At 67.5% G+C, this 23598-nt stretch carries 20 protein-coding genes; 8 read left to right on the forward strand and 12 right to left on the reverse strand.

What is annotated here, in order from left to right; genetic code table 11:
• Positions 1 to 81 precede the first annotated feature (81 nt).
• The 3 genes from IFT60_RS24550 to IFT60_RS24560 form a co-directional block, all read right to left on the reverse strand.
• The gene (locus IFT60_RS24550; protein WP_192056736.1) at positions 82 to 1419 is read right to left on the reverse strand and encodes a chemotaxis protein CheW; all 1338 of its coding nucleotides are present in this window, start codon (positions 1417 to 1419) and stop codon (positions 82 to 84) included.
• Positions 1420 to 1422: 3 nt separating this feature from the next.
• Entirely contained in the window at positions 1423 to 3882 is a 2460-nt protein-coding gene (locus tag IFT60_RS24555; RefSeq protein ID WP_197986459.1) for a methyl-accepting chemotaxis protein, read from the reverse strand.
• Between the two features lie 296 nt (positions 3883 to 4178).
• Positions 4179 to 5006, reverse strand: coding sequence for a metallophosphoesterase (locus IFT60_RS24560; RefSeq protein ID WP_192056737.1), 828 nt, complete (start codon positions 5004 to 5006; stop codon positions 4179 to 4181).
• 148 nt (positions 5007 to 5154) lie between these two features.
• Between IFT60_RS24560 and IFT60_RS24565 the strand changes: the two genes are divergently transcribed.
• Positions 5155 to 7467, forward strand: coding sequence for an FdhF/YdeP family oxidoreductase (locus IFT60_RS24565; protein ID WP_192056738.1), 2313 nt, complete (start codon positions 5155 to 5157; stop codon positions 7465 to 7467).
• Entirely contained in the window at positions 7464 to 8324 is an 861-nt protein-coding gene (fdhD, locus tag IFT60_RS24570) for a formate dehydrogenase accessory sulfurtransferase FdhD (protein WP_192056739.1), read from the forward strand. The genes IFT60_RS24565 and fdhD overlap by 4 nt, the downstream gene beginning before the upstream one ends.
• Here fdhD and IFT60_RS24575 read toward each other — a convergent pair.
• Positions 8321 to 9304 carry an HDOD domain-containing protein gene (locus tag IFT60_RS24575; protein ID WP_192056740.1) on the reverse strand — a complete coding sequence of 328 codons (984 nt, stop codon included), beginning with the start codon at positions 9302 to 9304 and terminating at the stop codon, positions 8321 to 8323. The genes fdhD and IFT60_RS24575 overlap by 4 nt on opposite strands.
• Positions 9305 to 9440: 136 nt before the next feature.
• Between IFT60_RS24575 and IFT60_RS24580 the strand changes: the two genes are divergently transcribed.
• The 3 genes from IFT60_RS24580 to IFT60_RS24590 are packed head-to-tail and all read left to right on the forward strand — an operon-like array spanning position 9441 to position 13863.
• Complete coding sequence (locus IFT60_RS24580; protein ID WP_192056741.1) at positions 9441 to 10988, forward strand: S41 family peptidase; 1548 nt, start codon at positions 9441 to 9443, stop codon at positions 10986 to 10988.
• A gap of 57 nt (positions 10989 to 11045) precedes the next feature.
• Positions 11046 to 13454 carry a hybrid sensor histidine kinase/response regulator gene (locus IFT60_RS24585; RefSeq protein ID WP_192056742.1) on the forward strand — a complete coding sequence of 803 codons (2409 nt, stop codon included), beginning with the start codon at positions 11046 to 11048 and terminating at the stop codon, positions 13452 to 13454.
• A 4-nt stretch (positions 13455 to 13458) separates the two neighbouring features.
• Positions 13459 to 13863, forward strand: a complete 405-nt coding sequence (locus tag IFT60_RS24590; protein ID WP_192056777.1) for a PPC domain-containing DNA-binding protein — start codon at positions 13459 to 13461, stop codon at positions 13861 to 13863.
• A gap of 145 nt (positions 13864 to 14008) precedes the next feature.
• Here IFT60_RS24590 and ppsR read toward each other — a convergent pair whose 3' ends face one another.
• Positions 14009 to 14857, reverse strand: a complete 849-nt coding sequence (gene ppsR / locus IFT60_RS24595) for a phosphoenolpyruvate synthetase regulatory kinase/phosphorylase PpsR (protein ID WP_192056743.1) — start codon at positions 14855 to 14857, stop codon at positions 14009 to 14011.
• Between the two features lie 258 nt (positions 14858 to 15115).
• Here ppsR and ppsA point away from each other — a divergent pair, with 258 nt between their 5' ends.
• From ppsA to IFT60_RS24610, 3 genes are all read left to right on the forward strand, one after another.
• Positions 15116 to 17470, forward strand: coding sequence for a phosphoenolpyruvate synthase (gene ppsA / locus IFT60_RS24600; protein WP_229511171.1), 2355 nt, complete (start codon positions 15116 to 15118; stop codon positions 17468 to 17470).
• 454 nt (positions 17471 to 17924) lie between these two features.
• Positions 17925 to 18305, forward strand: coding sequence for a hypothetical protein (locus tag IFT60_RS24605; RefSeq protein ID WP_192056745.1), 381 nt, complete (start codon positions 17925 to 17927; stop codon positions 18303 to 18305).
• A gap of 10 nt (positions 18306 to 18315) precedes the next feature.
• Positions 18316 to 18738, forward strand: coding sequence for an NfeD family protein (locus tag IFT60_RS24610; RefSeq protein ID WP_192056746.1), 423 nt, complete (start codon positions 18316 to 18318; stop codon positions 18736 to 18738).
• A 68-nt stretch (positions 18739 to 18806) separates the two neighbouring features.
• On the opposite strand, the gene IFT60_RS24615 is transcribed toward IFT60_RS24610, so the two are convergent.
• The 7 genes from IFT60_RS24615 to mdcC all read right to left on the reverse strand — a co-directional run bounded on the left by IFT60_RS24615 (position 18807) and on the right by mdcC (position 23590).
• The gene (locus IFT60_RS24615) at positions 18807 to 18944 is read right to left on the reverse strand and encodes a hypothetical protein (RefSeq protein ID WP_192056747.1); all 138 of its coding nucleotides are present in this window, start codon (positions 18942 to 18944) and stop codon (positions 18807 to 18809) included.
• A gap of 137 nt (positions 18945 to 19081) precedes the next feature.
• Complete coding sequence (locus IFT60_RS24620) at positions 19082 to 20014, reverse strand: ACP S-malonyltransferase (protein ID WP_192056748.1); 933 nt, start codon at positions 20012 to 20014, stop codon at positions 19082 to 19084.
• Positions 20015 to 20016: 2 nt separating this feature from the next.
• Positions 20017 to 21012: a triphosphoribosyl-dephospho-CoA synthase MdcB gene (gene mdcB, locus IFT60_RS24625; protein WP_192056749.1), complete on the reverse strand. Its 996-nt coding sequence runs from the start codon at positions 21010 to 21012 to the stop codon at positions 20017 to 20019.
• Positions 21000 to 21686 (reverse strand): malonate decarboxylase holo-[acyl-carrier-protein] synthase, encoded by a 687-nt coding sequence (gene mdcG, locus IFT60_RS24630; RefSeq protein WP_192056750.1) that lies wholly within the window; start codon positions 21684 to 21686, stop codon positions 21000 to 21002. Before mdcG ends, mdcB begins: the two co-directional genes overlap by 13 nt.
• On the reverse strand, positions 21670 to 22386 hold the full coding sequence (gene mdcE / locus IFT60_RS24635) for a biotin-independent malonate decarboxylase subunit gamma (protein WP_192056751.1): 717 nt from the start codon (positions 22384 to 22386) through the stop codon (positions 21670 to 21672). The genes mdcG and mdcE overlap by 17 nt, the downstream gene beginning before the upstream one ends.
• Entirely contained in the window at positions 22386 to 23279 is an 894-nt protein-coding gene (locus IFT60_RS24640; protein WP_192056752.1) for a biotin-independent malonate decarboxylase subunit beta, read from the reverse strand. Before IFT60_RS24640 ends, mdcE begins: the two co-directional genes overlap by 1 nt.
• The gene (gene mdcC, locus IFT60_RS24645) at positions 23276 to 23590 is read right to left on the reverse strand and encodes a malonate decarboxylase acyl carrier protein (protein ID WP_192056753.1); all 315 of its coding nucleotides are present in this window, start codon (positions 23588 to 23590) and stop codon (positions 23276 to 23278) included. Before mdcC ends, IFT60_RS24640 begins: the two co-directional genes overlap by 4 nt.
• Positions 23591 to 23598: the final 8 nt, after the last annotated feature.

Below are 23598 nucleotides of genomic sequence, written 5' to 3' on the forward strand. Positions count from 1 at the left end.
TGTGCTGAAAACTGGCGAAAAGTTCAATCCGATGCTGCACGCCGCTTGACAGCCATAACAGTATCTACGTATCGCGGCAAATCATGCTTCGGCCAGGTCGACGATCCGGTAACTGGCCTGGCCCGCGGCCGTATCGACCGTGACGAAGCTGCGTGCGCGGCCCGGCGCTGCGCCGAGGCGGTACAGCCTGGCGCTGCCGGCCGGGATCAGCAGCTCGACCCGCGTCACCACGTAGCCGGTGTGGCGGCCATCCTTCGCCGCGACCAGCACATGGCCGGCCGCCGTGGCGGGATGGTCCGGGCGCAGGTCGACCAGGGGCAGGGCGGCGCCATTCCACTGCATCGTCGCGCCGCCGCTGCCGGCAGCCAGCGGCACGATCTGCGCGACCGCGCCGATCGGCGTCGCCGCCCGCTGGCCGGCGGCGAACACGATGTAGGCGTCCTCGTTCGGCACGCCGCCATCGGGCGCGGCGCCGGCCGCCGCGCCGCGCCCGTCCGGCTTGCTCAGCAGCGCTTCCGGAAAGCGTGCGAACAGGGAGGCTGTATCGAGCAGCCGTACTTCCTGGCCATCGGCGTCGTACACGGCCGTGACGAGACCATCATCCCTGCCGGCAGCGAATGCTTGCAGCGCCAGTGCGGCGCTGACCGGCAGGCCGAGCGCCAGGCCTTTGTGTTCGAGCACGGCCAGCAGGGGCGCCTGGGCCGCATGCGGCAGGCCGGCCAGGGCGCCGCTCGCCAGCATGGGCAGGTGACGGCCGCGCCACCGGCACCAATTGCCGTCGATGCCGGTGCCGAACTGCTCCAGCGCCGGCATGCGCATGACTTCGACCAGGTCGCCGGCAGGCACGCCGAGCCGGGCGCCGTCCAGCTGCAGCAGCGCATAATTGACCTCGGCAGCACGCCCGGCAGGCGTTTCGGCCTGGACGATATCGGCGCGCGCTTCGTACGGTTCGACCTGATGCCAGCTGGCCGCGAGCGCGGCCAGGCGGCCGACGTCGAGCACGCTCAGGATGGCGTCGCTGCCCGGCACCCGCGCGGCGCTATGAAACACTTCTTCGGCGTGGTCGTCGTGATGCAAGCGCTTGACGTCCGCGCAGGCTACCTCGATGAGTCCATCGACGCTGTCGACCTGCAGGCCGAGGGTGCGGCCGTCCTGGTGCAGGACCAGGATGCGCGCGCTGCCGAGGCGTTCGGCACCCGTCCGGCCGACGTCGACCCAGCGCGCCAGGTCGACCACCGGCACCAGCGCACCCTCGTGCAGCACGACCCCGCTGAGCGCGCCCTGGCGCCTTGGCAGCAGCGCCTGCCCGGCCGGTACCGGAATCGCCTGCATCACGGCGTCGACCGGGATGCCGAGGCGCACGGCGCCGAGCGCGGCGGTGGCAAGGTGCAGGGCGGGATCGGCAAGGGGAGCACCCATCGCTCAGCGCTCCGTCGCGACGCGTTCGAGCTCCGCCAGCAGCGTGGAAACGTCCTGCGTGGCGCCGGCCTGGGCAGTGGTGGATGCGTGGATCTCGCCCACCGATTTGCTGGTGGTGGCGATCGAGTCGACGATGCGTGCGAAGGCATCCTCGACTTCGCTGGAGAGGCGCGTGCCTTCGCCGACGCGGGCCACGGTCTCGTTGATGAGCTTGGAGATTTCGCGCGCCGCCAGGGCCGACTTCTCGGCCAGCTTGCGCACTTCGTTGGCCACGACCGAAAAGCCCTTGCCGTGTTCGCCGGCGCGCGCCGCTTCGATCGCGGCATTGAACGCCAGCAGGTGGGTCTGGCCGGCGATGTCGCCGATGGTTTCGATGATGTCGTGGACGTCGCCCGACGCCTTCTGGATCGCGCCGATCGCTTCGCGCGAACGCCCCAGCAGCTTGCTGCCGGCGGCGGCGTCAAGCTGGGCACGGCCGGCCATGTCGGCCGACTGCTGCGAGCCGCGCGCAATCGCGCCGATCGACTGCGAAAGCGAAGCGAGCACGCCGGAAATCTCCTTGACCTTGGCGCTCACCAGCTCTTCGCGGTGCACCTGGTCGGTGACGTCCATGGCGAACTTCACGACTTTATACGGCTTGCCGTTGACGTCGAGGATCGGATTGTAAGTAGCCAGGATCCAGATTTCCGCATCGTGCTTGCCGCGCCGCTTGAAGCGGCCGGACTGGAACTGGCCCTGCGCCAGGTTGGCCCAGAAGTGGCGATAGGCCGAACTCTTGACGTAGTCGTCTTCGCAGAACATGCGGTGGTGCGCGCCCACCACTTCTTCTTCGGCATAGCCCATCGTGCGCAGGAAGTTGTCGTTCGCCGACAGCGCATTGCCGCGCATGTCGAACTCGATCACCGCCTGCGAGCGCCCGATCGCGTCGAGCTTGCCCTTGATCTCGGCGGCCATGCGCTTTTGCGCGGTGATGTCGGTGGCGAACTTGACGACCTTGACCGGCTTGCCTTCGGCATCGAAGATCGGGTTGTACGAGGCGAGGATCCAGACCTGCTTGCCGTCCTTGCGGATGCGGCAGTACTCGCCGGCGTTGAATTCGCCGCGCCCGAGGCGCTCCCAGAACGCCTGGTATTCCGCCGAGTGCGCAAATTGCGGGTCGCAGAACATGCGGTGGTGCTGGCCGCGCACGTCGGACAGGTTGTAGCCCATCACCGCGAGGAAGTTCTCGTTCGCGTGCAAGACCTTGCCCTGCAAGTCGAACTCGATCACGGCCTGGACCCGGTCGACCGCCAGGTTCTTGCCTTCGACGTCGGCGTTGCGGGTTTTCGCCGCCGTGATGTCGGTAGCGAACTTGACGACCTTGAAAGGCTTGCCGTCGGCATCGAAGATCGGGTTGTAGGTCGCCTGGATCCAGACCGGATGGCCGTCCTTGGCCAGGCGCTTGAATTCGCCGCTGTGGAACTCGCCGGCGGCGAGGTGCTTCCAGAAGGTGTGGTACTCGAGCGAGCGGCTCCAGGCGTCGTCGCAGAACAGCGCGTGGCGCTGGCCGACGACTTCGTCGAGCGTGTAACCGAGGGTGTCGAGGAAGTTATCATTGGCATGCAGGATGCGCCCTTCGAGGTCGAACTCGATCACGGCCTGGGCGCGGTCGAGCGCCTTCATGCGGCCCGCGTATTCGGCGTTGCGCTGCACCTGTGCGGTGACGTCGGTCGCATACTTGATGACCTTCATCGGCTTGCCGTCCGGCCCGAATACGGGATTGTAGGAGGCGTTGATCCAGACGTCGCGGCCATCCTTGTGGCGCCGCTTGTAGACGCCGGCGTGCAGTTCGCCGGCCCCGAGGTGGCGCCAGAATTCGGCGTAGGCGGGCGTGGCCGCCTGGGCCGCTTCGCAGAAGATGCGGTGGTGCTGGCCGCGCAACTCCTCCAGCGTGTAGCCCATCGTGTGCAGGAAGTTCTCGTTCGCCTCCAGGATATGGCCGTCCAGGCCGAATTCGGCCACTGCCTGGACGCGGCTGATGGCAGCGATCTTGGCCGCATTCTCGGCGCTGTGCAGCTTGGCCGCGGTGATGTCGGTCGCAAACTTGATGACCTTGACCGGGCGCCCGTCGCCGTCGAACACCGGATTGTACGAAGCCTGCAGCCATACCGGGCGGCCATCGCTCGCAATGCGCATGTATTCGCCGCTGCAGGGGTGACCCTGGCCGAGTTCCCTCCACAGGTTGCCGTAGGCGCTCGAGGCGGCGAATTCGTCGTCGCAGAACATGCGATGGTGCTTGCCCACCACCTCGCCGAGCGTATAACCCATCGCCTGGAGGAAGTTATGGTTGGCATGGACGACCTTGCCGCTCAAATCGAATTCGACCACGGCCTGCACGCGGTGGATGGCGTCGAGGGCGGCAAGCGCCAGGTCGCGCCGGCGGTCGGCGGCTTGCGATTGGATGGGTTCGGCGGAAGTGTGCATGAAATCTCAGGCAAAGAAGGGGTGCCCATGCGCCGGCATCAGCCTGGCGTGGGTGCGATATGCATGGCGCGCGCCATGCCCGGGGAGAACGGTGAAACGCAAACAGGAACGGCCGGATGCGTGGCACGGGTCAGGCGGCGTCGACTCAGCCGTCTTGTTCTCAGTTTGATCAATTTCTAATAGGAAACAGGATTGTATCTTTTGACTATACCGGTTGCAATCGTCAATATACACAAATCCATGAGTGTTGCCGTTTTTCAACAATACGGCAATGAGGACAGAAGAGAGGCAGCTCCCTAGACCGTAATGACCAGTTCCGGCCGGAAGCCGTCCTGCTCGCCCTTGCTCAGGTAACCGAGCGGATTGGCGACCACGCGGCAGGACCAGGCACGCCCGTTCTCGACGCCCGTCGCAACGTAATCGTTCAGGCAGTGCAGGTGCCCGTGCAGCCACAGGTCGGCCAGCGGGAACAAGGCGTCGAGCGCGTTGCAGAAGCCCGCGGTGCCGGGCGTGACGCCGTAGCGCGGGTCGGCGCTTTGCAGGCTCGGGGCGAAGTGGGTGACCGCCACCGTCACGCCGTCGAAGGGCACGGCCAGCGCGGTGCGCAGCCAGGCCTGGCAATCGAGCGCCATGGCGCGCCAACCGTCGGCCAGCACCGGTTCGCCGTTGCGCAGGGTGGTGTTCTTGTTCAGGTAATAGTTGGCGGCGCGGAGGGCTTTTTCGCGCAGTTGCAGCTGCCTGGTCAGCTCGTGTCCTGCGGCGAGGGCGTCGAAATCGGCCCACAGCGTAGTGCCGACGAAGCGCACGTGGCCGATCGTCACTGTCTCGCGGTCGAGCCAGGTGATCCCGAGGCGTTCACAGGTAGCGCGCAGGCGCATGTACGTTTCGTCGAAATCGAGGCCGTCGAATTCGTGGTTCCCAGGGATGAACAGCACCTGCGCCGTTGTTGCGCCAAGGGCGGGTGCGAAGCGTTCGAGGCCGAAGTCGGTGCCTGTCAAGCGCGAGCCGGCCTGGTAGGAGCCGATGTCGCCGGCGAGGACGATGACGTCGAGGTCGGGGGCGAACGCGGGCTGGAAAGCCGGATAGCGTTCGAGGTGGAGGTCGGAAAACAGCTGGATGCGCATGGCGGCAGTATAGCCGGATGGGCGCCGCCCCGGTGCGCGACCCGGCACTGACCCGCCGCCGTGCCGGTATCGTTCCTCAGTGTTCGCAAGCGCACGGAAAAGGCGCGGTGGGGGCGCTAGGGTAGCGCATTGGCCAAAGGGGGAAAGCATGAGCAAGGACGCGGACAAGCTACGTATCAAGCCGGCGACGATGCCGGCCGGCGGCTGGGGCTCGGTGGGCGAGGTCGCCCACATCCTGTTCGACCAGCGCGCGGCGCTCAAGGACAGCGCACTGCTGCTCAGGCAGAACAAGCCGGACGGCTACGCCTGCGTCAGCTGCGCCTGGGCCAAGCCGGCCAATCCGCACCCCTTCGAATTCTGCGAAAGCGGCGCCAAGGCCACCGCCTGGGAAACCACCAGCAAGCGCATCGGCGCCGACTTCTTCGAGCGCCACACGGTGACGGAGCTGGAAGCCTGGAGCGACCACGAACTCGAGGGCCAGGGGCGCTTGACGACGCCCTTGCGCTGGGACGCCGCCAGCGACAAGTACCGCCCCATCGCCTGGGACCGGGCCTTCGCCGAGATCGGCGCGCAGCTCAGGCAACTGCAGGCCGCCGAGCGCGAACAGGTCGTGTTCTACAGTTCCGGGCGCGCTTCGCTCGAAACCTCCTACATGTACGGCCTGCTGGCGCGCATGTACGGCAACAACAACCTGCCCGACAGTTCCAACATGTGCCACGAGAGCACCTCGGTGGCGCTGCAAAAGACGATCGGCGACGGCGTCGGCACCGTCGTGCTGGACGACTTCGCACAGACCGACTGCATCTTCTTCTTAGGCCAGAACGTCGGCGTGAACAGCCCGCGCATGCTGCACCAGCTGCAGGAGGCGCGCGAACGCGGCGTGCCGATCATCACCTTCAATCCGCTGCGCGAGCGCGGGCTGGTCAGCTTCACCAACCCCCAGTCACCCGGCGAAATGCTGAGCGGGCACGAGACCGCGATCAGCACCCAGTACCACCAGGTCAAACCCGGCGGCGACACGGCCGCGATCATGGGCCTGTGCAAGGCGATCTTTGCGCTGGACGATGCAGCTGTCGCCGCCGGCGAACAGCGCGTGCTCGACATGGCCTTCCTGGGCGAGCATACCCACGGTTTCGACGATTTCGCCGCATCCGTGCACGCATGCGGCTGGCCCGACATCGAACGCGAATCGGGCCTCCTGCGTGCGGACATCGAAAGCGCGGCCGCCGTGTATGCGGGCGCCGGCGCCGTGCTCGGCGTGTACGGCATGGGCCTGACCCAGCACCGCAACGGCGTGCAGAACGTGGCGATGATGGTCAACCTGCTGCTCCTGCGCGGGAACATCGGCAAGCCCGGCGCCGGCATCTGCCCGGTGCGCGGCCACTCGAACGTGCAGGGCCAGCGCACAGTCGGCATCACCGAAAAGCCCGAACTGGCGCCGCTCGACAAACTGAAGGAACAGTACGGCTTCGAGCCGCCACAAAAGACCGGCATGAATACGGTCGAGGCCTGCGAAGCGATCCTGGCGCGGGAGATCCCGGCCTTTGTCGCCCTCGGCGGTAATTTTTTGCGCGCCGTGCCGGAGACGAAGCTGATGGAAGCGGCCTGGCGCGAGATTCCGCTGACGGTGCAGATCGCGACAAAGCTCAACCGCAACCACGTCATCCACGGCAAGGCGTCGTACATCCTGCCTTGCCTGGGGCGTATCGAAATCGACCGCCAGGCCGGCGGCGCGCAGTCGGTCACGGTGGAGGACAGCACCGCCTGCATCCACGGCTCGCGCGGGATGGCGGACCCGGCGTCAAACGACTTGCTGTCGGAGCCGGCCATCGTCGCCGCCATCGCCAAGGCCACGCTGGATCCGAACCCGCGCGTGGACTGGGATGCCTGGGTGGCCGACTACGGCAGCATCCGCGATGCGATCGCCGAGACCTACCCGGACATCTTCCACGACTTCAATGCGCGCATGTGGACCCCGGGCGGTTTTCGCAAGCCGGTCGGCGCCGCGCACCGGGTCTGGAAGACCGAGAGCGGCAAGGCGACCTTCACGGTGCCGGACGACTTGCCGGGCGATCCGGACCTGGATGGCGGCGCTGCCACGCTGCGCCTGTTCACGGTGCGCAGCGACGGCCAGTTCAACACCACCATCTACAGCCACGACGACCGCTTCCGCGGCGTCTACGGCAGCCGCCGGGTGATCTTCATGGGGCATGCCGACATGGCGGAACGCGGCCTGGCGCAGGGCGACCTGGTCACGCTGCGTAGCGCCACCGACGACGGCGTGGAACGCCAGGTGGCCGGTCTCGCCGTCGTGCCCTACGATATTCCGGCGGGGACGATCGCCGGCTACTTCCCCGAATGTAACCCGCTGATCCCGCTCTGGCACCACGCCAAGGAGAGCAAGGTGCCGGCGGCGAAAGCAATCGACGTGCTGCTGGAGCGCAGCGGGAGCGCGCCGTGAACGCGGCCGAGCCCTTCCTCGCAAGCGGCGAGCACCAGGCCCTGGACGCCACCCGGCGCGTGCCGGCCAGCCGCTGCCGGGGCGACCTGGTCGAAGAAGGCAGCGAACTGCTGGCCGAGGAGGTCCCCGTCGCCCTGGTCTACAACGGCATCGCCCATGCCGTGATGCTGGCCTCGCCGCTCGACCTGGAAGACTTCGCGCTCGGCTTCACGCTGAGCGAACGCATCGTGCGCCACCGGCGCGACGTTTACGACATCGAGATCGACCACACGCCGCGCGGCATCGCGATCGACCTGCGCATCGCTTCGGGCGCCATGGCGCGCCTGAAGGGAACGCGCAGCGCACGCTTGGGGAAGACCGGCTGCGGCCTGTGCGGCGTCGACAGCCTGGATTATTTCGAGCAGGACGCCTGCCTGCCGGAGCCGGGCGCGCCTCGGGCCTTGAAGATGGCACCGATCGATCCGGCCGCGCTGCACCGCGCGATGGGCGAACTGGCCGCGCGCCAGCACCTGCACCAGGCCACCGGCGCCGTCCACGCCGCCGGCTGGGCCGGCATCGACGGCGCGCTGCTGTGCGTGCGCGAGGACGTGGGGCGCCACAATGCGCTCGACAAGCTGGTCGGCGCGCTGGCGCATGCCGGCGTGGCGCCGGACGCGGGCTTTGCCGTGGTCACCAGCCGCGCCAGTTTCGAAATGGTGCAGAAGGCGGCGCGCGCCGGCTTCGGCCTGCTGGCCGCGATTTCCGCGCCGACGGCGCTGGCGGTCAGGATGGCCGAGGGCGCCGGCCTGACGCTGGCCGGCTTCGTGCGCGGCGGCAGGCATGTGGTTTATAGCCATCCGCAGCGGTTGCTGGCTTAAATCTCGTCTTCTTCCTCGTCGCGCAGCTTGTCGAATACGGCCAGCGCCTTGTCGTCGAGCCCGGCGACGACGAAGGGATCGTCGTCCGCAAATTTGGCGGCGTCGACCAGCATGCGCAGCCTGGCCAGGCGGTCGCCCAGGGCCAGCGCCTGCGCCAGCGGCGGCGCATCCGGCTGGCCGGCGCCGGCGATGGCCTCGACCACCGTTTCGGGGAAGTCCCACAGGGCGGCGATGCGCGCCGACAGGATGCGCGCCTGCGCGAACAGGCCGGCGATGAACGGATCGGACCAGGGCAGTGCATCGTCGCTACACGCCTGGTCGACCACGCGCATCGCCACCACCAGCCCGACGTTTTCCATCAGCCCGGCGAGATAGGCTTCGAAGGCGTTGGCGCGCAGGCCGGGCGCCAGCAGGCTGGCCGCCAGCGCGCTCTTTTCCGACTGGCGCCAGATGATGGGCGCGACCCGTCGCGCCAGGCGGCCGTTCTGCATGCTGACGATCGGACGAAACGCCACGCGCGCCAGCAGCATGCGCATGCCGTTCTGCCCGAGCAGCATGATCGCGCCCTGAATGCTGTCGACCGGCGGGCCGGCATGGTAGCGCGGCAGGTAGGCCGGCCGATTCGCTTCGCGGTAGACCTCGGCCACCAGCACGGTATCGGCGCTCAGCTGGCGCGACAGTTCGGCGGCGTTCATGTCGTCGCTGCGCAGGGTGCGCATCAGCTGCGGAATGATCTCGGGCACGCGCGGCACCAGGGCGGCGCCGGCAACCGGGGATTGCGCCAGGCGCGCCAGTTCGTCGAGGATGCGCCCTTCGATCTGCTGCGTGGCGCGCGGCGGGCTGGCGGAGGCCAGCCAGCGGTACCAGGCCGCGTCGAGTTCGGCGGGGTCGAACGCGGCGGCGTCGGCCCCTGCGCCCGCCGGCGCAGGGTCGGGTGCCGGCGCCTGCGCGCCGCCTAACAGTTTGTCCAGCCAACCCATGTGCCGCTACCCGTAAAAATACCTCGTTGTGCGGATTTTACATGAGGGCGCACCCACGCGGCCCTGTCAAGAAGTTGTTGCCTACTCGTAATTTATTGATTTATTATTTGGCAACATACCTGAACAGGGAGTTGACATGCGCGCCATCCGATTCCAGCAAAGCCCGCTCAAACACGTCGCCGCGCTCGGGCTGGCGGTCTTGTTCGCCGTTCCGGCCGCAGCCGGGCCGGCGCTGCCGGATTCGCCGCAAGCCTGGCGCGCCGCCGCCGAGGCCGACATCGCCGCCGCGGTCCAGGTCACTCGCGACAACCATCCAGGCGCACGCGACCCCTATAACCCCGGCTTCCTGGCCAACCTGGAGGCGGCGCGCGTGCACGGACTGGCGCTGGCAGCGCGGGTACGCGACGCCGCCGGCTACAACGCCGCGCTCGACGGCTTCAATGTGCGCATCGGCGACGGCCACGCGGCGATCCGCTCGCTGGTCGACGCCGCGGCGCGCCCGCCGGCACGCTGGCCGGGCTTCGTCACCGCCTGGCGCGGCGACGCCTTGTATGTGGCCGCATCGCCGGCCGGCCAGCCGGCGGTGGGCAGCAAACTGCTCGGCTGCGACGGCATGGACGCGCGCCGGCTGATTCGCGACAACGTGTTTTCCTTCGAAGGGCGCGTGCAGGAAGCCGGGCAATGGTGGTCGGTGGCGCCGACCCTGTTCGTCGATGCGCACAACCCGTTCGTCACGCTGCCGCAGCGCTGCAGCTTCGAGGCGGGCGGCCAGGCCAGCGAACATGTACTCGCCTGGCGCGAGGTCGACGCGCAAGCGAAGCGCCTGCTGGCCGAAAGCGAGGAGGGTGTGCCGCGGCCGGTGGGCATGTTCGCGCCGCGCCCGAACCTGGTGTGGGTGTCGATGCCGAGCTTCAAACCGGACGAAGCGCAGCGCGCCGCCTACCGCGCGATCTACCGCGACATCGAAGGGCAGCGCGCACGCTGGCTGGCCCTGGATGCGGTCGTGGTCGACCTGCGCGGCAATGGCGGCGGCTCGTCCGCCTGGAGCCTCGATTTCGCCAGGGCCTTATGGGGCGGCGAACGGGTGGCCGCCGCGCGCGCGGCGTATTCGCCGCGTTCCGAAACATGGTGGCGCGCCTCGCCCGCCAACACCGAGTACATGCTGTCGGCGGCACGCCAGCTTGCCGACCAGGGCAGCACCGAAATGGCGGCGTGGGCGCGCAGCGCCGGCGAAGGCATGCGCGCGGCGCTCGCCCGGAACGAGGACTTCCACGTCGAGAAGAAGACAGTGGCCGCCCCGGCCGCGACCCCGGCCGCCGCCGCGGCGCCGTTCACGCGGCCGGTCTACGTCGTCGTGCCCGGCCACTGCGCCAGCGCCTGCCTGGACGCCATCGACATCCTGACGCGCTTCCCGAACACGACCCTGGTCGGCGCGCCGAGTTCGGCCGACTCGACCTACATGGACGTGCGCCGCCACCCGCTGGCGTCCGGCCTGGCGGCGATGGTCGTGCCCAACAAGATGGTCGTCAACCGCGAACGGGACAACGGCCAGTACTACGAACCGCGCCTGCCGGTGCGCGACCTGGTGTGGTCGGTCGAGACGCTGCTGGAGACGATCGAGGCCGATCTCGCGCGCGGCCAGCCGGCGCCGCAGGCGTACACGCCGAGGAGCAGCGGCGGCTGATCCGCACCGCTGCCGGGCGCCTGCGCGTGCGCGGCCATCCATGCGACAATCGCGCGCATGATGACCTTATCGGACTACCAGGCGCTGTTTCGCGCCTCGCCCTATCCCTATCTCGTGATGGCTCCGGACCTGACCATCGTCGGCGCCAGCGGCGCCTACCTGCGTTCGGTCCAGCGCAGCGAGGAGGACATCGTCGGCCGCTACGTGTTCGAAGCATTTCCGGCCGAAGAAGACAATCCCGAGGCGACCAACATCGGCGAGGTCAAGGCTTCGCTGCTGCGCGCGCTGGCCAAGGGCCAGCCCGACACCACCGCCTTTGTCCGCTATGCGGTCGAGGTGGACACGCCCGAAGGCAAGAAATACGAGGAGCGCTACTGGAGCACCGTGCACACGCCGGTGCTGGGCGAGGACGGCAAGCCGATCCTGGTGTTCCAGAACCCGGTCGACGTCACCGAGCTGTACCGCTTCGACGAGCAGTCGCAGGTGGCCACGCTGCGCCTGACGCCCCCGGCCGACAGCAACGCCGAGAACTTCAACCGCGCCCAGATGCACGAGGCGCTCTCGCGCATCCTCAACAACGAGCGCGAACACCTGCGCAGCCTGTTCAACCAGGCGCCCGGGTTCGTAGCCGTGCTGATGGGACCGAAGCACGTGTTCGAGCTGGTCAACGAAGCCTATTACCAGCTGGTCGGGCACCGCGAGCTGGTCGGCAAGACCGTGTGGGAAGCCTTGCCCGAGGTGGCCGGCCAGGGCTTCGAGGAATTCCTCGACCAGGTCTACCGCACCGGCGTTCCCTGGACCACGCGCGCCATGCCGCTTGCGGTCCAGTACGAGCGCGACGGCCCGCTGTCGCAGCGCTACGTCGACCTGATGTACCAGCCCTACAAGGACCAGTACGGCACCACGATCGGCATCTTCGCGCAGGGCTACGACGTCACCGAATCGGTCGAGGCGCAGCTGGCCAAGCGCGAGAGCGAGGAGCGCCTGCGCGACGGCATGGATGCGGCCAAGATGGTGGTCTGGGACTGGGACCTGGCCAGCGGCGAACTGGCCTATTCGGACAACGTCGCCGACGTGCTGGGCTTTACGCCCGACCGCATGGCCGGCGTCGGCCAGTACATCCATCCCGAGGACCGCCACAAGATCGCCGACGCCCACCGCGAGGCGATCGCCGGCAGCGGCGCCTACCAGGAAATCGTGCGCGTCATCCGCCCCGACAACGGGCGCCAGGTGTGGCTCGACAGCCGCGGCAAGGTGCAGTTCGACGCCGAGGGCAAGCCGCTGCGCATGCGCGGCGTCACGGTCGACGTGACCGACCGCATCCAGGCCGAATTCGAGCTGCGCGAATCGAACCGCAAGAAGGACGAATTCCTGGCCATGCTGGCGCACGAGTTGCGCAACCCGCTGGCGCCGATTTCCACCGCCGCCGAGATGCTGCGCCTGACCAACGTCACCGACCCGCGCACCAAAAAGGCCAGTGAAGTCATCAGCCGCCAGGTCAGGCACATGACGGCGCTGGTGGACGATTTGCTGGACGTCTCGCGCGTCACGCGCGGGCTGGTCGAGCTGGAACAGGAACTGGTCGACATCAAGGCTGCGGTGGCCAGCGCCGTCGAGCAGGCGCGTCCGCTGATCGAGGCGCGCCACCACGCGCTGACGGTGCGCACCGACAGCCAGCAAGCCACCGTGCTGGGCGACCGTACGCGCCTGGTGCAGGTGATCGCCAACCTGCTCAACAACGCGGCGAAATACACGCCGCAAAACGGCGAGATCACGCTGGCCGTGCATACCGAGGGGAGCTTCGTCGACATCGCCGTGATCGACAACGGCATCGGCATCGATGCGCTGCTGCTGCCGCACATCTTCGAGCTGTTCACCCAGGCCGAACGCACGCCGGACCGCGCCCAGGGCGGCCTGGGCATCGGGCTGGCGCTGGTCAAGACCATGGTGGGCCTGCATGGCGGCAGCGTCACGGCCGACAGCGCGGGGCCGGGCACGGGCAGCACCTTCACCATCCGCCTGCCGGCGATCACGCAAGGCTTGAAAGACCGCATCGAAGGCGCGGCGCGCGAAGGACGCCTGGCGAGTCCGGCGTCGCTCGACATCATGATCGTCGACGACAATGTCGACGCCGCCGAGTCGCTGGCCGTGCTGCTGGAAGCGCAGGGGCACCGGGTGCGGGTGCAGGCGCATCCGCTGCAGGCGCTGGAGAATGCGCGGGCGCGGCCGCCCCAGGTCTTCATCCTCGACATCGGCCTGCCCGAGATGGACGGCTACGAACTGGCGCGCCGCCTGCGCGCCGACCCCGCCACCGGTTCCGCGCTGTTCATCGCGCTCACCGGCTACGGCCAGGCGCATGACCGGATCCTGTCGAAATCGAGCGGCTTCGAACACCATTTCGTCAAGCCGATGGATATCGAGCGGCTGGGGCAGGTGCTGGCGCAGGCGGGAGCCTCGCATGCGTGATGCGATGCGCGCCTTGCCCGTGCGCCTGCGCCCCGGACAGGACTTGCGCGGCGCGCTCGGGACGGTGCTGGCGGAGCACGGCGTCGCGGCCGGCTTCGTGTTACAAGGGATCGGCAGCCTGAGCGTGGCGCGCATCCGCTTCGCAGGCAGGGAGGAGATCACGGAGCTGCGCGGCGACCTGGAAATCCTGACCCTGTCCGGCTCGCTGTCGCCCGATGGCGCGCACCTGCACATCAGCGTGTCGGATGCGGCCGGGCGGGTCTTCGGCGGGCACGTGGCGGCGGGGTGTATCGTGCGGACGACGGCGGAGATCCTGGTGGCGCTGTTGCCGGATCACGCATTCAGCCGCGAGCTCGATACGGAGTCGGGCTGGGATGAGCTGATGATCCGGACGGCGGCCCGTTCTTGAGCTCCACGCGTTTCGTGCGTATGCGATGCGGGAGACGCACGTAACGCGTGGACGGAGTCCACCCTACGGTCCCGATGATTCGGCGGCTCGTCCTTGAGCCACAGGAGTGTGATACCCGTAGGGCGGACGGAGTCCACCCCAACACTCAATATTCGCGGCGGTCGGGCTTGATCTCTTGCAGGATGGTGGTCGAAATCTCTTCGATCGACTTCGTGGTCGACGACAGCCAGCGAATCCCCTCGCGCTTCATCATCATTTCCGCCTCGTTGACCTCATAACGGCAATTCTCGATCGACGCATACTTGCTGCCGGCGCGGCGTTCCTCGCGGATTTGCGCCAGGCGCTCGGGCGTGATCGTCAGGCCGAACAGTTTGTGTTTGAACGGCGGCAGCGACGAGGGCAGCTTGCCGCGCTCGAAGTCGTCGGGAATCAGTGGATAGTTGGCGGCCTTGATGCCGTACTGCATGGCCAGGTAGAGGCTGGTCGGGGTCTTGCCGGAGCGGGACACGCCGACCAGGATCACGTCGGCCTCGGCCAGGTTCTTGTGCGACTGGCCGTCGTCGTGCGCGAGCGAGAAATTGATCGCCTCGATACGGTTCTTGTACTCCTCGGAGTCGACGATGTTGTGGATGCGGCCGATGGTGTGGGTCGACTTGACGCCGAGTTCCATCTCGAGCGGCGCCACGAAGGTCTGGAACAAGTCCATGTGCATGCCGTTCGAAGCGCGGATCACGCCCGACAGGTCGTGCTTGACCAGCGTGGAAAACACGATCGGGCGCTGGTTGTCGGCCGCGTAATGCTCGTTGATGCGGCGCGCGGCATCCTTGGCCTTCTCGATCGTGTCGATGAAGGGAATGCGGATCTGGCGAAAGCGCATTTCGAACTGGCTCAGCACCGCGTGGCCAAAGGTTTCGGCGGTAATGCCGGTGCCGTCGGAAACGAAGAACACGGTGCGGGTCGGCGAGGGGAGCGGGGTGCGGCCTTCAACTGTCATGGTATTTTTTCAACAAGTGCTGTCTGGTTTGCAGTGTTGTGCGATGTGAATTCAGGGCACACGGGGTAGAATGCTCGGCAACGGATTTTGCATTGTGCTGCACCGCGACCAGAATAACAAGAATACAAGCCGGCAGCCGCTCCATAAGGTTTCCATCATCAAGTAAGGTGCTTTACCATGACAAACCTGTCTAATGCGGTATTGAAAGACCCTGAACAAGGCGCGAGTGTTTACGTTGCCCCGTTCGAAAACCTGCGCATGACCGATGTCGAATCAGTCGGCGGCAAGAACGCCTCGCTCGGCGAAATGATCAGCCAGCTCGCCGAAGCCGGCGTGCGCGTGCCGACCGGCTTCGCCACCACGGCGCAGGCTTTCCGCGACTTCCTCGAGCATTCGATCGACGGTGGCGCACCGTTAGCGGAGCGCATCGCCACCCGCCTCGAAGGCCTCGACATCGACGACGTCCGTTCGCTCGCCGCCGCCGGCGCCGAGATCCGCCAGTGGATCGTCGAAACCCCGTTCCAGCCGCGCCTGGAAGACGAAATCCGCAGCTACTACGAGTGCCTGGTCGCCGATTCGACCGCCGAGATGTCCTTCGCCGTGCGTTCCTCGGCCACCGCCGAAGACTTGCCGGACGCCTCCTTCGCCGGCCAGCAGGAAACCTTCCTCAACGTGGTCGGCATCGACAACGTGCTCGAAGCGATGAAGCACGTCTTCGCCTCGCTCTACAACGACCGCGCGATCTCCTACCGCGTGCACAAGGGCTTCACCCACGCCGAAGTCGCACTGTCGGCCGGCGTGCAGCGCATGGTGCGCTCGGACGTCGGCGCCGCCGGCGTCATGTTCACGATCGACACCGAATCCGGTTTCAAGGACGTCGTCTTCATCACCTCCAGCTACGGCCTGGGCGAAACCGTGGTGCAGGGCGCGGTCAATCCGGACGAGTTCTACGTCCACAAGCCGATGCTCCAGCAAGGCAAATCGCCGGTCATCCGCCGCAACATCGGCTCCAAACTGATCAAGATGGAATTCACCAACGAGGCGAAAGCCGGCCGTTCGGTGAAGACCGTCGACGTGCCGATCGAACTGCGTAACCGCTACTCGCTGACCGATGCCGAAGTGGTCGAGCTGGCGAAATATGCCGTCATCATCGAGAACCACTATGGCCGTCCGATGGACATCGAGTGGGGCAAGGATGGCCGCGATGGCAAGCTGTTCATCCTGCAGGCGCGTCCGGAAACGGTCAAGTCGCAGCAGAAGGCGACCGACGCCCAGCAGCGCTTCAGCCTGAAGGGCAGCGGCACGGTATTGACCAGCGGCCGCGCCATCGGCCAGAAGATCGGCGCAGGACCGGTGCGCGTGATTACCGACCCGTCGGAAATGGAACGCGTGCAGCCGGGCGACGTGCTGGTGGCCGACATGACCGACCCGAACTGGGAACCGGTCATGAAGCGCGCCTCGGCGATCGTCACCAATCGCGGCGGGCGTACCTGCCACGCGGCGATCATCGCCCGTGAACTGGGCGTGCCGGCCGTCGTCGGCTGCGGCGACGCGACCGAGCTGCTGAAGGACGGCACGTTTGTTACCGTCTCCTGCGCTGAAGGCGACGAAGGCAAGATCTACGACGGCTTGCTCGAAACCGAAATCACCGAAGTCTCGCGTGGCGAATTGCCGCCGATCCCGACCAAGATCATGCTCAACGTCGGCAACCCGCAGCTGGCATTCGATTTCCAGTCGGTGCCGAACAACGGCGTCGGCCTGGCGCGCCTGGAATTCATCATCAACAACAACATCGGCGTACACCCGAAGGCGATCCTCGAGTACCCGAACATCGATGCCGACCTGAAGAAAGCAGTGGAATCGGTCGCACGCGGCCACGCCTCGCCGAAAGCCTTTTACGTGGATAAACTGGCCGAAGGCGTGGCGACGATCGCCGCCGCGTTCTGGCCGAAGCCGGTCATCGTGCGCCTGTCCGACTTCAAGTCGAACGAGTACAAGAAGCTGATCGGCGGTTCGCGCTACGAGCCGGACGAAGAAAACCCGATGCTGGGCTTCCGCGGCGCCGCGCGCTACCTGGCCGAAGACTTCGCCGAGTCCTTCGAGATGGAATGTCTCGCCATGAAGCGGGTCCGTGAAGAGATGGGCCTGACCAACGTCGAGATCATGATTCCGTTCGTGCGCACCTTGGGCCAGGCCGAAAAGGTCATCGACCTGCTCGCGAAGTACGGCCTGAAGCGCGGCGAAAACGGCCTGCGCGTCATCATGATGTGCGAAGTGCCGTCGAACGCGATCCTGGCCGAGCGCTTCCTCGAGTTCTTCGACGGCTTCTCGATCGGTTCCAACGACCTGACCCAGCTGACCCTGGGCCTGGACCGCGACTCCGGCATGCCGCTGCTGGCCGCCGACTTCGACGAGCGCGACCCTGCCGTGAAAGCGATGCTGTCGCTCGCCATCAAGGCGTGCCGCGCGCAGGGCAAGTACATCGGCATCTGCGGCCAGGGTCCGTCGGACAATCCTGACTTCGCCCAGTGGCTGGTGGAAGAGGGCATCGAGTCGATGTCGCTCAATCCAGATTCGGTGATCGAGACCTGGCAGAAGCTGGCGAAGATGTAAGACGCGCCGGCCTGCCGTGCCATCGAACCCCGCTGCCTGCACAGGTAGCGGGGTTTTTTCATGTAAAAGCCTGATCAGCGAGGGCGAGGCCTGGTGCCCGGCAGAAGCATGCTCGAACCCGCAAGGTGGGCGGCTATAGCCGGGAGCAGGCTTGTCCGCTGCCTGGTTGCCGCCCACGCGTTCAACCACCTTTTGAAACTTCGCAACGAATCACCCGCCGCTTGAACGCGTGGGCGGCGCAAACAGCGCTCCTCCGCAAACTGGCGAGGTGGAGCCACCCACCTTACGGGTCGGCGCATCGTTTTCGATGCGCTTGACTGGATGGCATTGCCCAAACCTAGAAGCTAATAGCTTAGAGGCAACAAAAAGCTTGACTCGTTGTCAAAACGAGTTAGACTTTTGGAAACCCTCGTTGCCGCGGTCGCGGGGTTTTTCATATCGACTGGAGAATGCCATGCGCCGTGGACTCTTGCTGCTTGCCCTGATGGGAATGCTGTTCTCAACCGCCGCGCTGGCTGCGGAGCCGTCGTTCTGTACCTCGGTGTGCGACAGCGAACGGCGTGCCTGCAAGGCCGACGCGCAACAGATCGCGATGGAAGACCGCGAGGACCTGCTGGCCACGCAGGAGAAAAACCGGCTGGCGCGCACTGCGGCCAATACCGGCGCGCCGGTCCGGACGGGCGCCCGGGCGCCGGTTGACACGGCCCTGCAGAACCGTCGCCTCGGGCGCGTAGCCGCCTGCGATACCACTTACCAGCGCTGCGAGCGCTCCTGTCGGGCGCCCGAGGCCAAAGCGACCGCTTTGCCCATCTACACGCCGCGCAAGAGCGGTTGAGGAGAGCATCATGTCCGACTGGATGAACTGGATGGTGGGTGCGGGGATCCTGGTGATTGCTGAAATGTTCACCGGCACGTTTTATTTGCTGATGATCGCCATCGGCCTGGCCTTTGGCGGCATTGCCGCGCTGCTGGGCTTGAGCGGAGCGCTCCAGACGCTGGTGGCCGCCGCTGTTGGCCTGGTGGCGACCGCCATCCTGCACCGCAGCCGTTTCGGCCGGCCGGCGAAGACCAACGCCACGCGCGACCCGAACGTCAACCTCGACATCGGCGCGCGCGTCGCCGTGCCGGGCTGGCACGAGGGCCGCGCGCGCGTGATGTACCGCGGCGCGCTGTGGGACGTGGAACTCGGGCCGGGCGCGCTGGCGGAAGCGGGCGATTATCGGATTGTCGAGGTGCAGGGGAATCGGCTGATCGTGACGAACGGCTGACGCCTGCCGGGTCCGGAAAAAAAACGCCAACCCGGAGGTTGGCGTTTTTTGTCCTGCAAGGCGCGCTGTCAGTTCCAGCCGCCCGCGTTCGAACGGTAGTCCTCTTGCGCGCCGGCGGTATTCGCCTGCGCCTGCATCACGTCTTCGGCACGCTCGCGCGCGGCCTGGGTCAGCAGCTGTGCAACTGCCTCGAGTACTTGTTTCATATCCATCTCCCGAGAATGCGTGCCGGCGGCCGTGTGGAATTGGTCGCGCCGGAATTGCCAATGCTCTCGTTATAGAGGTGATCGGCCACGAATGCCAATTCCGATTGGCAATGTCAGGTATGGGATGGGTGAATAGGCTATTCGACATGCCGGGCCAGCCAGGCCCTGACTCCCTCGAGCGAACGGAAGTCGGCGACCGAACGCGTGGCGATCTGCGGGTGCCTCGCCTGCAGCATGCGCGACAGGCCGGCGCCGGGGCCGAGTTCGAGCGCTACCGTAATGCCGGCTTCCACCAGTGCATCCATGCAATCGCGCCACAGGATGGTCTCGGCGACCTGGCGCGACAGGTGTTCGATGGCCTTGCTCTTATGGCTGATGCGTTCGGCCGAGATGCCGGACAGGACCGGCACTTGCGGGTCGCGCAAGGATCGGCCTCCCAGTGCGGCGGCCAGGGGGGCAACGGCGCCTGCCATGAAGGGCGTGTGCGAGGCGACTTCGACCGCTAACCGGCTGGTGCGTGCGCCCGTGGCAAGCAATGCATTCTCCAGGCCGGCCGCCGATTCGGCGCGTCCACCGGCGATCAGGCTGTCTTCGCCAGTGACGATGGCGAGGTGGAAATCGTGCCGGCGCAGCTGCGCCTCCACTGTGGCGACCGGCAGGCCGGAGACCGCCAGCAGCGCCTGGCCGGGTGAGGCGCGCAGGCAGGCATCCATCAGTTCCGCACGGGCACGCGCCAGCGCCACCGCGTCGGCAGGCGGCAAGGCGCCGGCCACCGCATAGGCTGCGACTTCGCCAATACTGTAGCCGGCGACCAGGGCCGGTTCCGGCAGGTCGTCTGCGAGCGCATTCCAGTTCGCCAAGGTGGCGGCCACCACCAGCGGCTGGGCGTAGCGATTCGCAAACAGCAGCGCGTCGTCGGCCAGGATCGCGTCCAGCGATTCCGCGAACCCGGCCTGCGTGACGAGCATGTCGAGCAGGGCCGCGGCGGCCGGATCGGTGCGCGCCATGTCGAACATGGCGGCATGCTGCGCGCCCTGGCCGGGGCAGAGCAGGGCGAGGCGGCTCGCCATCGTCAGGTTCCGCCGGTCGCGGCGTCGACCAGGCAGGCGGCGGCCAGCAGGTCGGCGGCGCCGCCGGGGGACAGCCGGTGCCGGACGAACAGGTGGTGGCAGGCTGCGGCGCGCGCTTCCCAGTCCGGCGCGGCGGTGCCGCCGGCCAGCAGGAAGTCGCTCGCGTGCTGCCTGACCGTCAGCGCGCCGCCAGCGCCGCCGCGATGGTAGACGTTGGTGTCGCTGACGTGGGCCATCAGCGCGAACAGGGCGTCGACGCGCGCGCGGCGCAGCCCGCGTCCGGCGGCGCGCGCCTGGCGCAAGGCGGGCAGCGCGACGTCGAACACGGCCGGCATGCCGCGCGCGGCTTCCTGGCGCGCGCCACCGACCTGGTAGCGCTGGGTGACTTGAGTGCCATGCGAGTTGGCTGCATCGGGGTGGGCATGGGCGGCCAGCGCCGCGCCCCAGCGGGCGACCAGCGCGGCACGGATGTCGACGGCGGTAAGCACTTCCCCACCCGCCGCGTTGGCGGCATGGCAGGCGCCGAGCGCGGCGCACAGCAGGCCGAGGCCGAAGATCGCGCCACGATGGGTGTTGATGCCGCCGGTGGCGTCCAGCATGCGCGCTTCGGCGTCGACCCCGAGCGCGGCCAGCTTCGCGAAGGGCGCGCCATCCATGCCGGCCTGCGTGATGCGGACAAAGTAATGGCGCAGCGCGAACATGCTGCGCATGAAGGTGGCTGCCGTCATGTCCGTGTGGCTGCCGTTGTCCAGCAGCGACACCAGGCCGGGCTTTGGGTACAGGCTCAGTTCGGCGTAGAGGCTGCGCACGGCCAGGCGGCCGACGCGGGCGCAGAACTGGCGTTCGTTCCCGTGCTGCGCGCTGTGGTGGCGCCGATCAGAAGCGGCAGCCTCATCAACGCACGGCTGGACCGGCACGGTGCCCAGGCCTGGCAAATCCAGGCCAGGGAGGCACGCGCGCGCATCCGCCGCCGCGCCGGCGTCGATCAAGCCGTGCATGGCGCGGTCTCGTTCACGTTGGTGTGCAGGCTCGCGAGCAGGCTGTCGACACTGACGAGCGCGACCCCATGCAGCGATTTCGCCAGCACGCGCGCCTGGCCATCGCGGCAGCCTGCGAGCTCCTTCCACGCCACCGCCTGCCCGCCGCCGAAGACGATTTCGCCGTCCAGCGGCAGCACGCGCGCATGGCGCACCAGCAGGTCGAGCGCGGCTTCATAGCTGCGCGCGTCGGCCGGATGCAGCAGCAGGTCGATGTCCGAGCCGGCGCGCAGACAGGTTTGGCCCGTCAGCGCGGCAAACGCCAGCGAACCGTAGACGCGCAGCGTGCAGCCACCGTCAGTGGCTTCCCGATCCAGCGCCGCCAGCGCCGCTTGCCACGCCGCCGGCGCCGCGGCAATTGCTTCGGCCAAGGGCAGGGCCGGGTTGCCGCGCGCGATCTCCGCGACCGCGGCAGCCAGCGCGATGCGCGGCTTGGCGCCGTCGGGGCGTGGCGGCAGGGCAATGCCGAGCGCGACTTCACCGGGCGCGAGCGTTGCCGGCGTGCGCGTGACGACCGCCGGCCAGCCGGCGGCGCCCCAGCAGGCAATGGCCTCGCGCGCGCCTGGCGCAGCAGCGGCAGCGGCGCGCTCCCAGCCGCGCGCCGACAGCCAGATCAAATCATGTCGGGAGAACATGTGCCCCCGATCGCACCGCTTCCGCCACCGGCTGCGCCAGCCTGCGCCCACCGCGTTCGAATCCGAGCGCGCGCCGGCGGTCGAGCGGATCGGCCTCGCGCAGCGCCGCCGCCAGGAGCGTCGCGAAATCGTCTTCCCAGATCGCCTGCAGGCCGCCCATGCGCAGGTAGTTGCCGGCGCCCGGTGCGAACACCGGATCGACCTTGGCCAGTTCGGTCAGCCGCTCCTCGGGTACCTTGGTGATACGGGCCATCGCCGGTAGTCCCATCACGCGGATGGTGGCGTCGGGCAAGGCGAAGCAGGCGTCCGCCATCAAACCGCTCGTGATGAAACCGCCGGACAGGGCCTGGTCGTACACCAGCCCGATCACCTTGTGCCCCTGGCGCCGCGCCAGGTCGATGCATTTGCCCAGGTGCGCCATGTAGCTGTTAATGCCGAGCATTTCGTCGCGGTGGCGCAGGCGCTGGCCTTGCGTGTCGACCAGGATCAGGATCGGCCGCCCGGGATGAGAACGTATGGTCGCCAGCACGGCCGTCGCCTGGGCCAGGGCGATTTCGATGCCGATCGGCGCATGGCCGGTGGTGCCGATGACGGCGATCGTCTCGTCTTCCACTGTGCCGGTGCCGAGCAGGAACTGGTCATGCTCGTGAATGGTGTGCCCCTGCGGGAACAAGCTGGAGGCCAGGGATTGCCAGTCCATCAGTCGGCTCCTTTGCGGTAGGGTTGTGCGAGTTCGGTAAATGCGTCGGCGTCGAGCATCGGGACCGCGGCCGGGTCTGGAATGCCCAGCATTTTCCAGATCTGCAGGGGTTCGCTTGCGCTGCCGAAGTCGCGCAGGCGCGTCGCCAGCATCAGGTGTTCGGCGTCGAGGTCGGCCAGCGTCAGCGCGGCATGTCCGCGGGCGGCGTCGATGGCGTCCAGCGCCGCCTCGCGGAAGGCGCCGACGTTGTCCGCCACCAGGCACTGGCAATCGCCCAGCAGGTAGCGGTGCTTGCCGCCGGTGGTGCGCCAGACCAGGGCGCGGTCGCGCGCATCGAATTCTTCGACGCCGTGCGCGGTCTCGATCACTTCCGGCCCCGACATGCCGAGGCGCGCTTCCTCGGACATGACCACCGTGTTGGCGCAGCGCGCGGCGATGCCCATGCCGCCGAAGCAGCCGTTCGATCCGCCGATCAGCACCACTACCGGGATTCCGGCGGCGCGCACGTCGAGGATGGCGCGCATCACTTCGGAGACGGCGATAAGGCCGGCATTCGCTTCATGCAGGCGCACGCCGCCGGATTCGAGCAGCAGCAGCACCGCATGCGCCTCTTCCTGCACGGCGCGGGCCAGCATGCCAACCAATTTTGCGCCGTGCACCTCGCCGACCGCGCCGCCCATGAAGCCGCCTTCCTGGGCCGCGCCGAAGACAATCTGGCCGTCCAGCCGCCCGCGGCCGACGATCACGCCGTCGTCGAACGACACCGGCGCATCGAGCTGGGCCAGGTGCGGGCTGACCACGCGCGCAGCCGGTGGCAGGAATTCCTCGAAACTGCCGGCGTCGAACACGCGCGCAATGCGCTCTCTCGCATTGCATTCGAGGTAGCTGCTCATGGCAAGCCCCCGGTCATGTTTTCGGCGGCCTGGTCCAAACGCAGGCTGACCACGGCGGGCGTGGCGCCCATGTCGTTGATGCAGATGCGCGTGTCCTGCAATTGCCAGCGCTCGTGGAAGTCGCGCATCACGGCTTGCCAGGTCGCGCCGAAGCCGTTGGCGGCAGTGCGGATCTCGATTTCGCAGGCGCCGCCGAGGAGCGCCGGCTCGATCAGCACTTCGAGGTTGCCGGAGCTGACCACGCCGACCAGCTGCGGCGTCGCCGCCAGCGCGCGCCGCCCGTTCTCGAATCGAAAATTCAACGTTTCCATGCGGGTCC

Origin of the sequence: Massilia sp. CFBP 13721 (genome assembly GCF_014842025.1) — a bacterium.
In the GTDB taxonomy this organism is placed as follows: Bacteria; Pseudomonadota; Gammaproteobacteria; order Burkholderiales; family Burkholderiaceae_D; genus Telluria.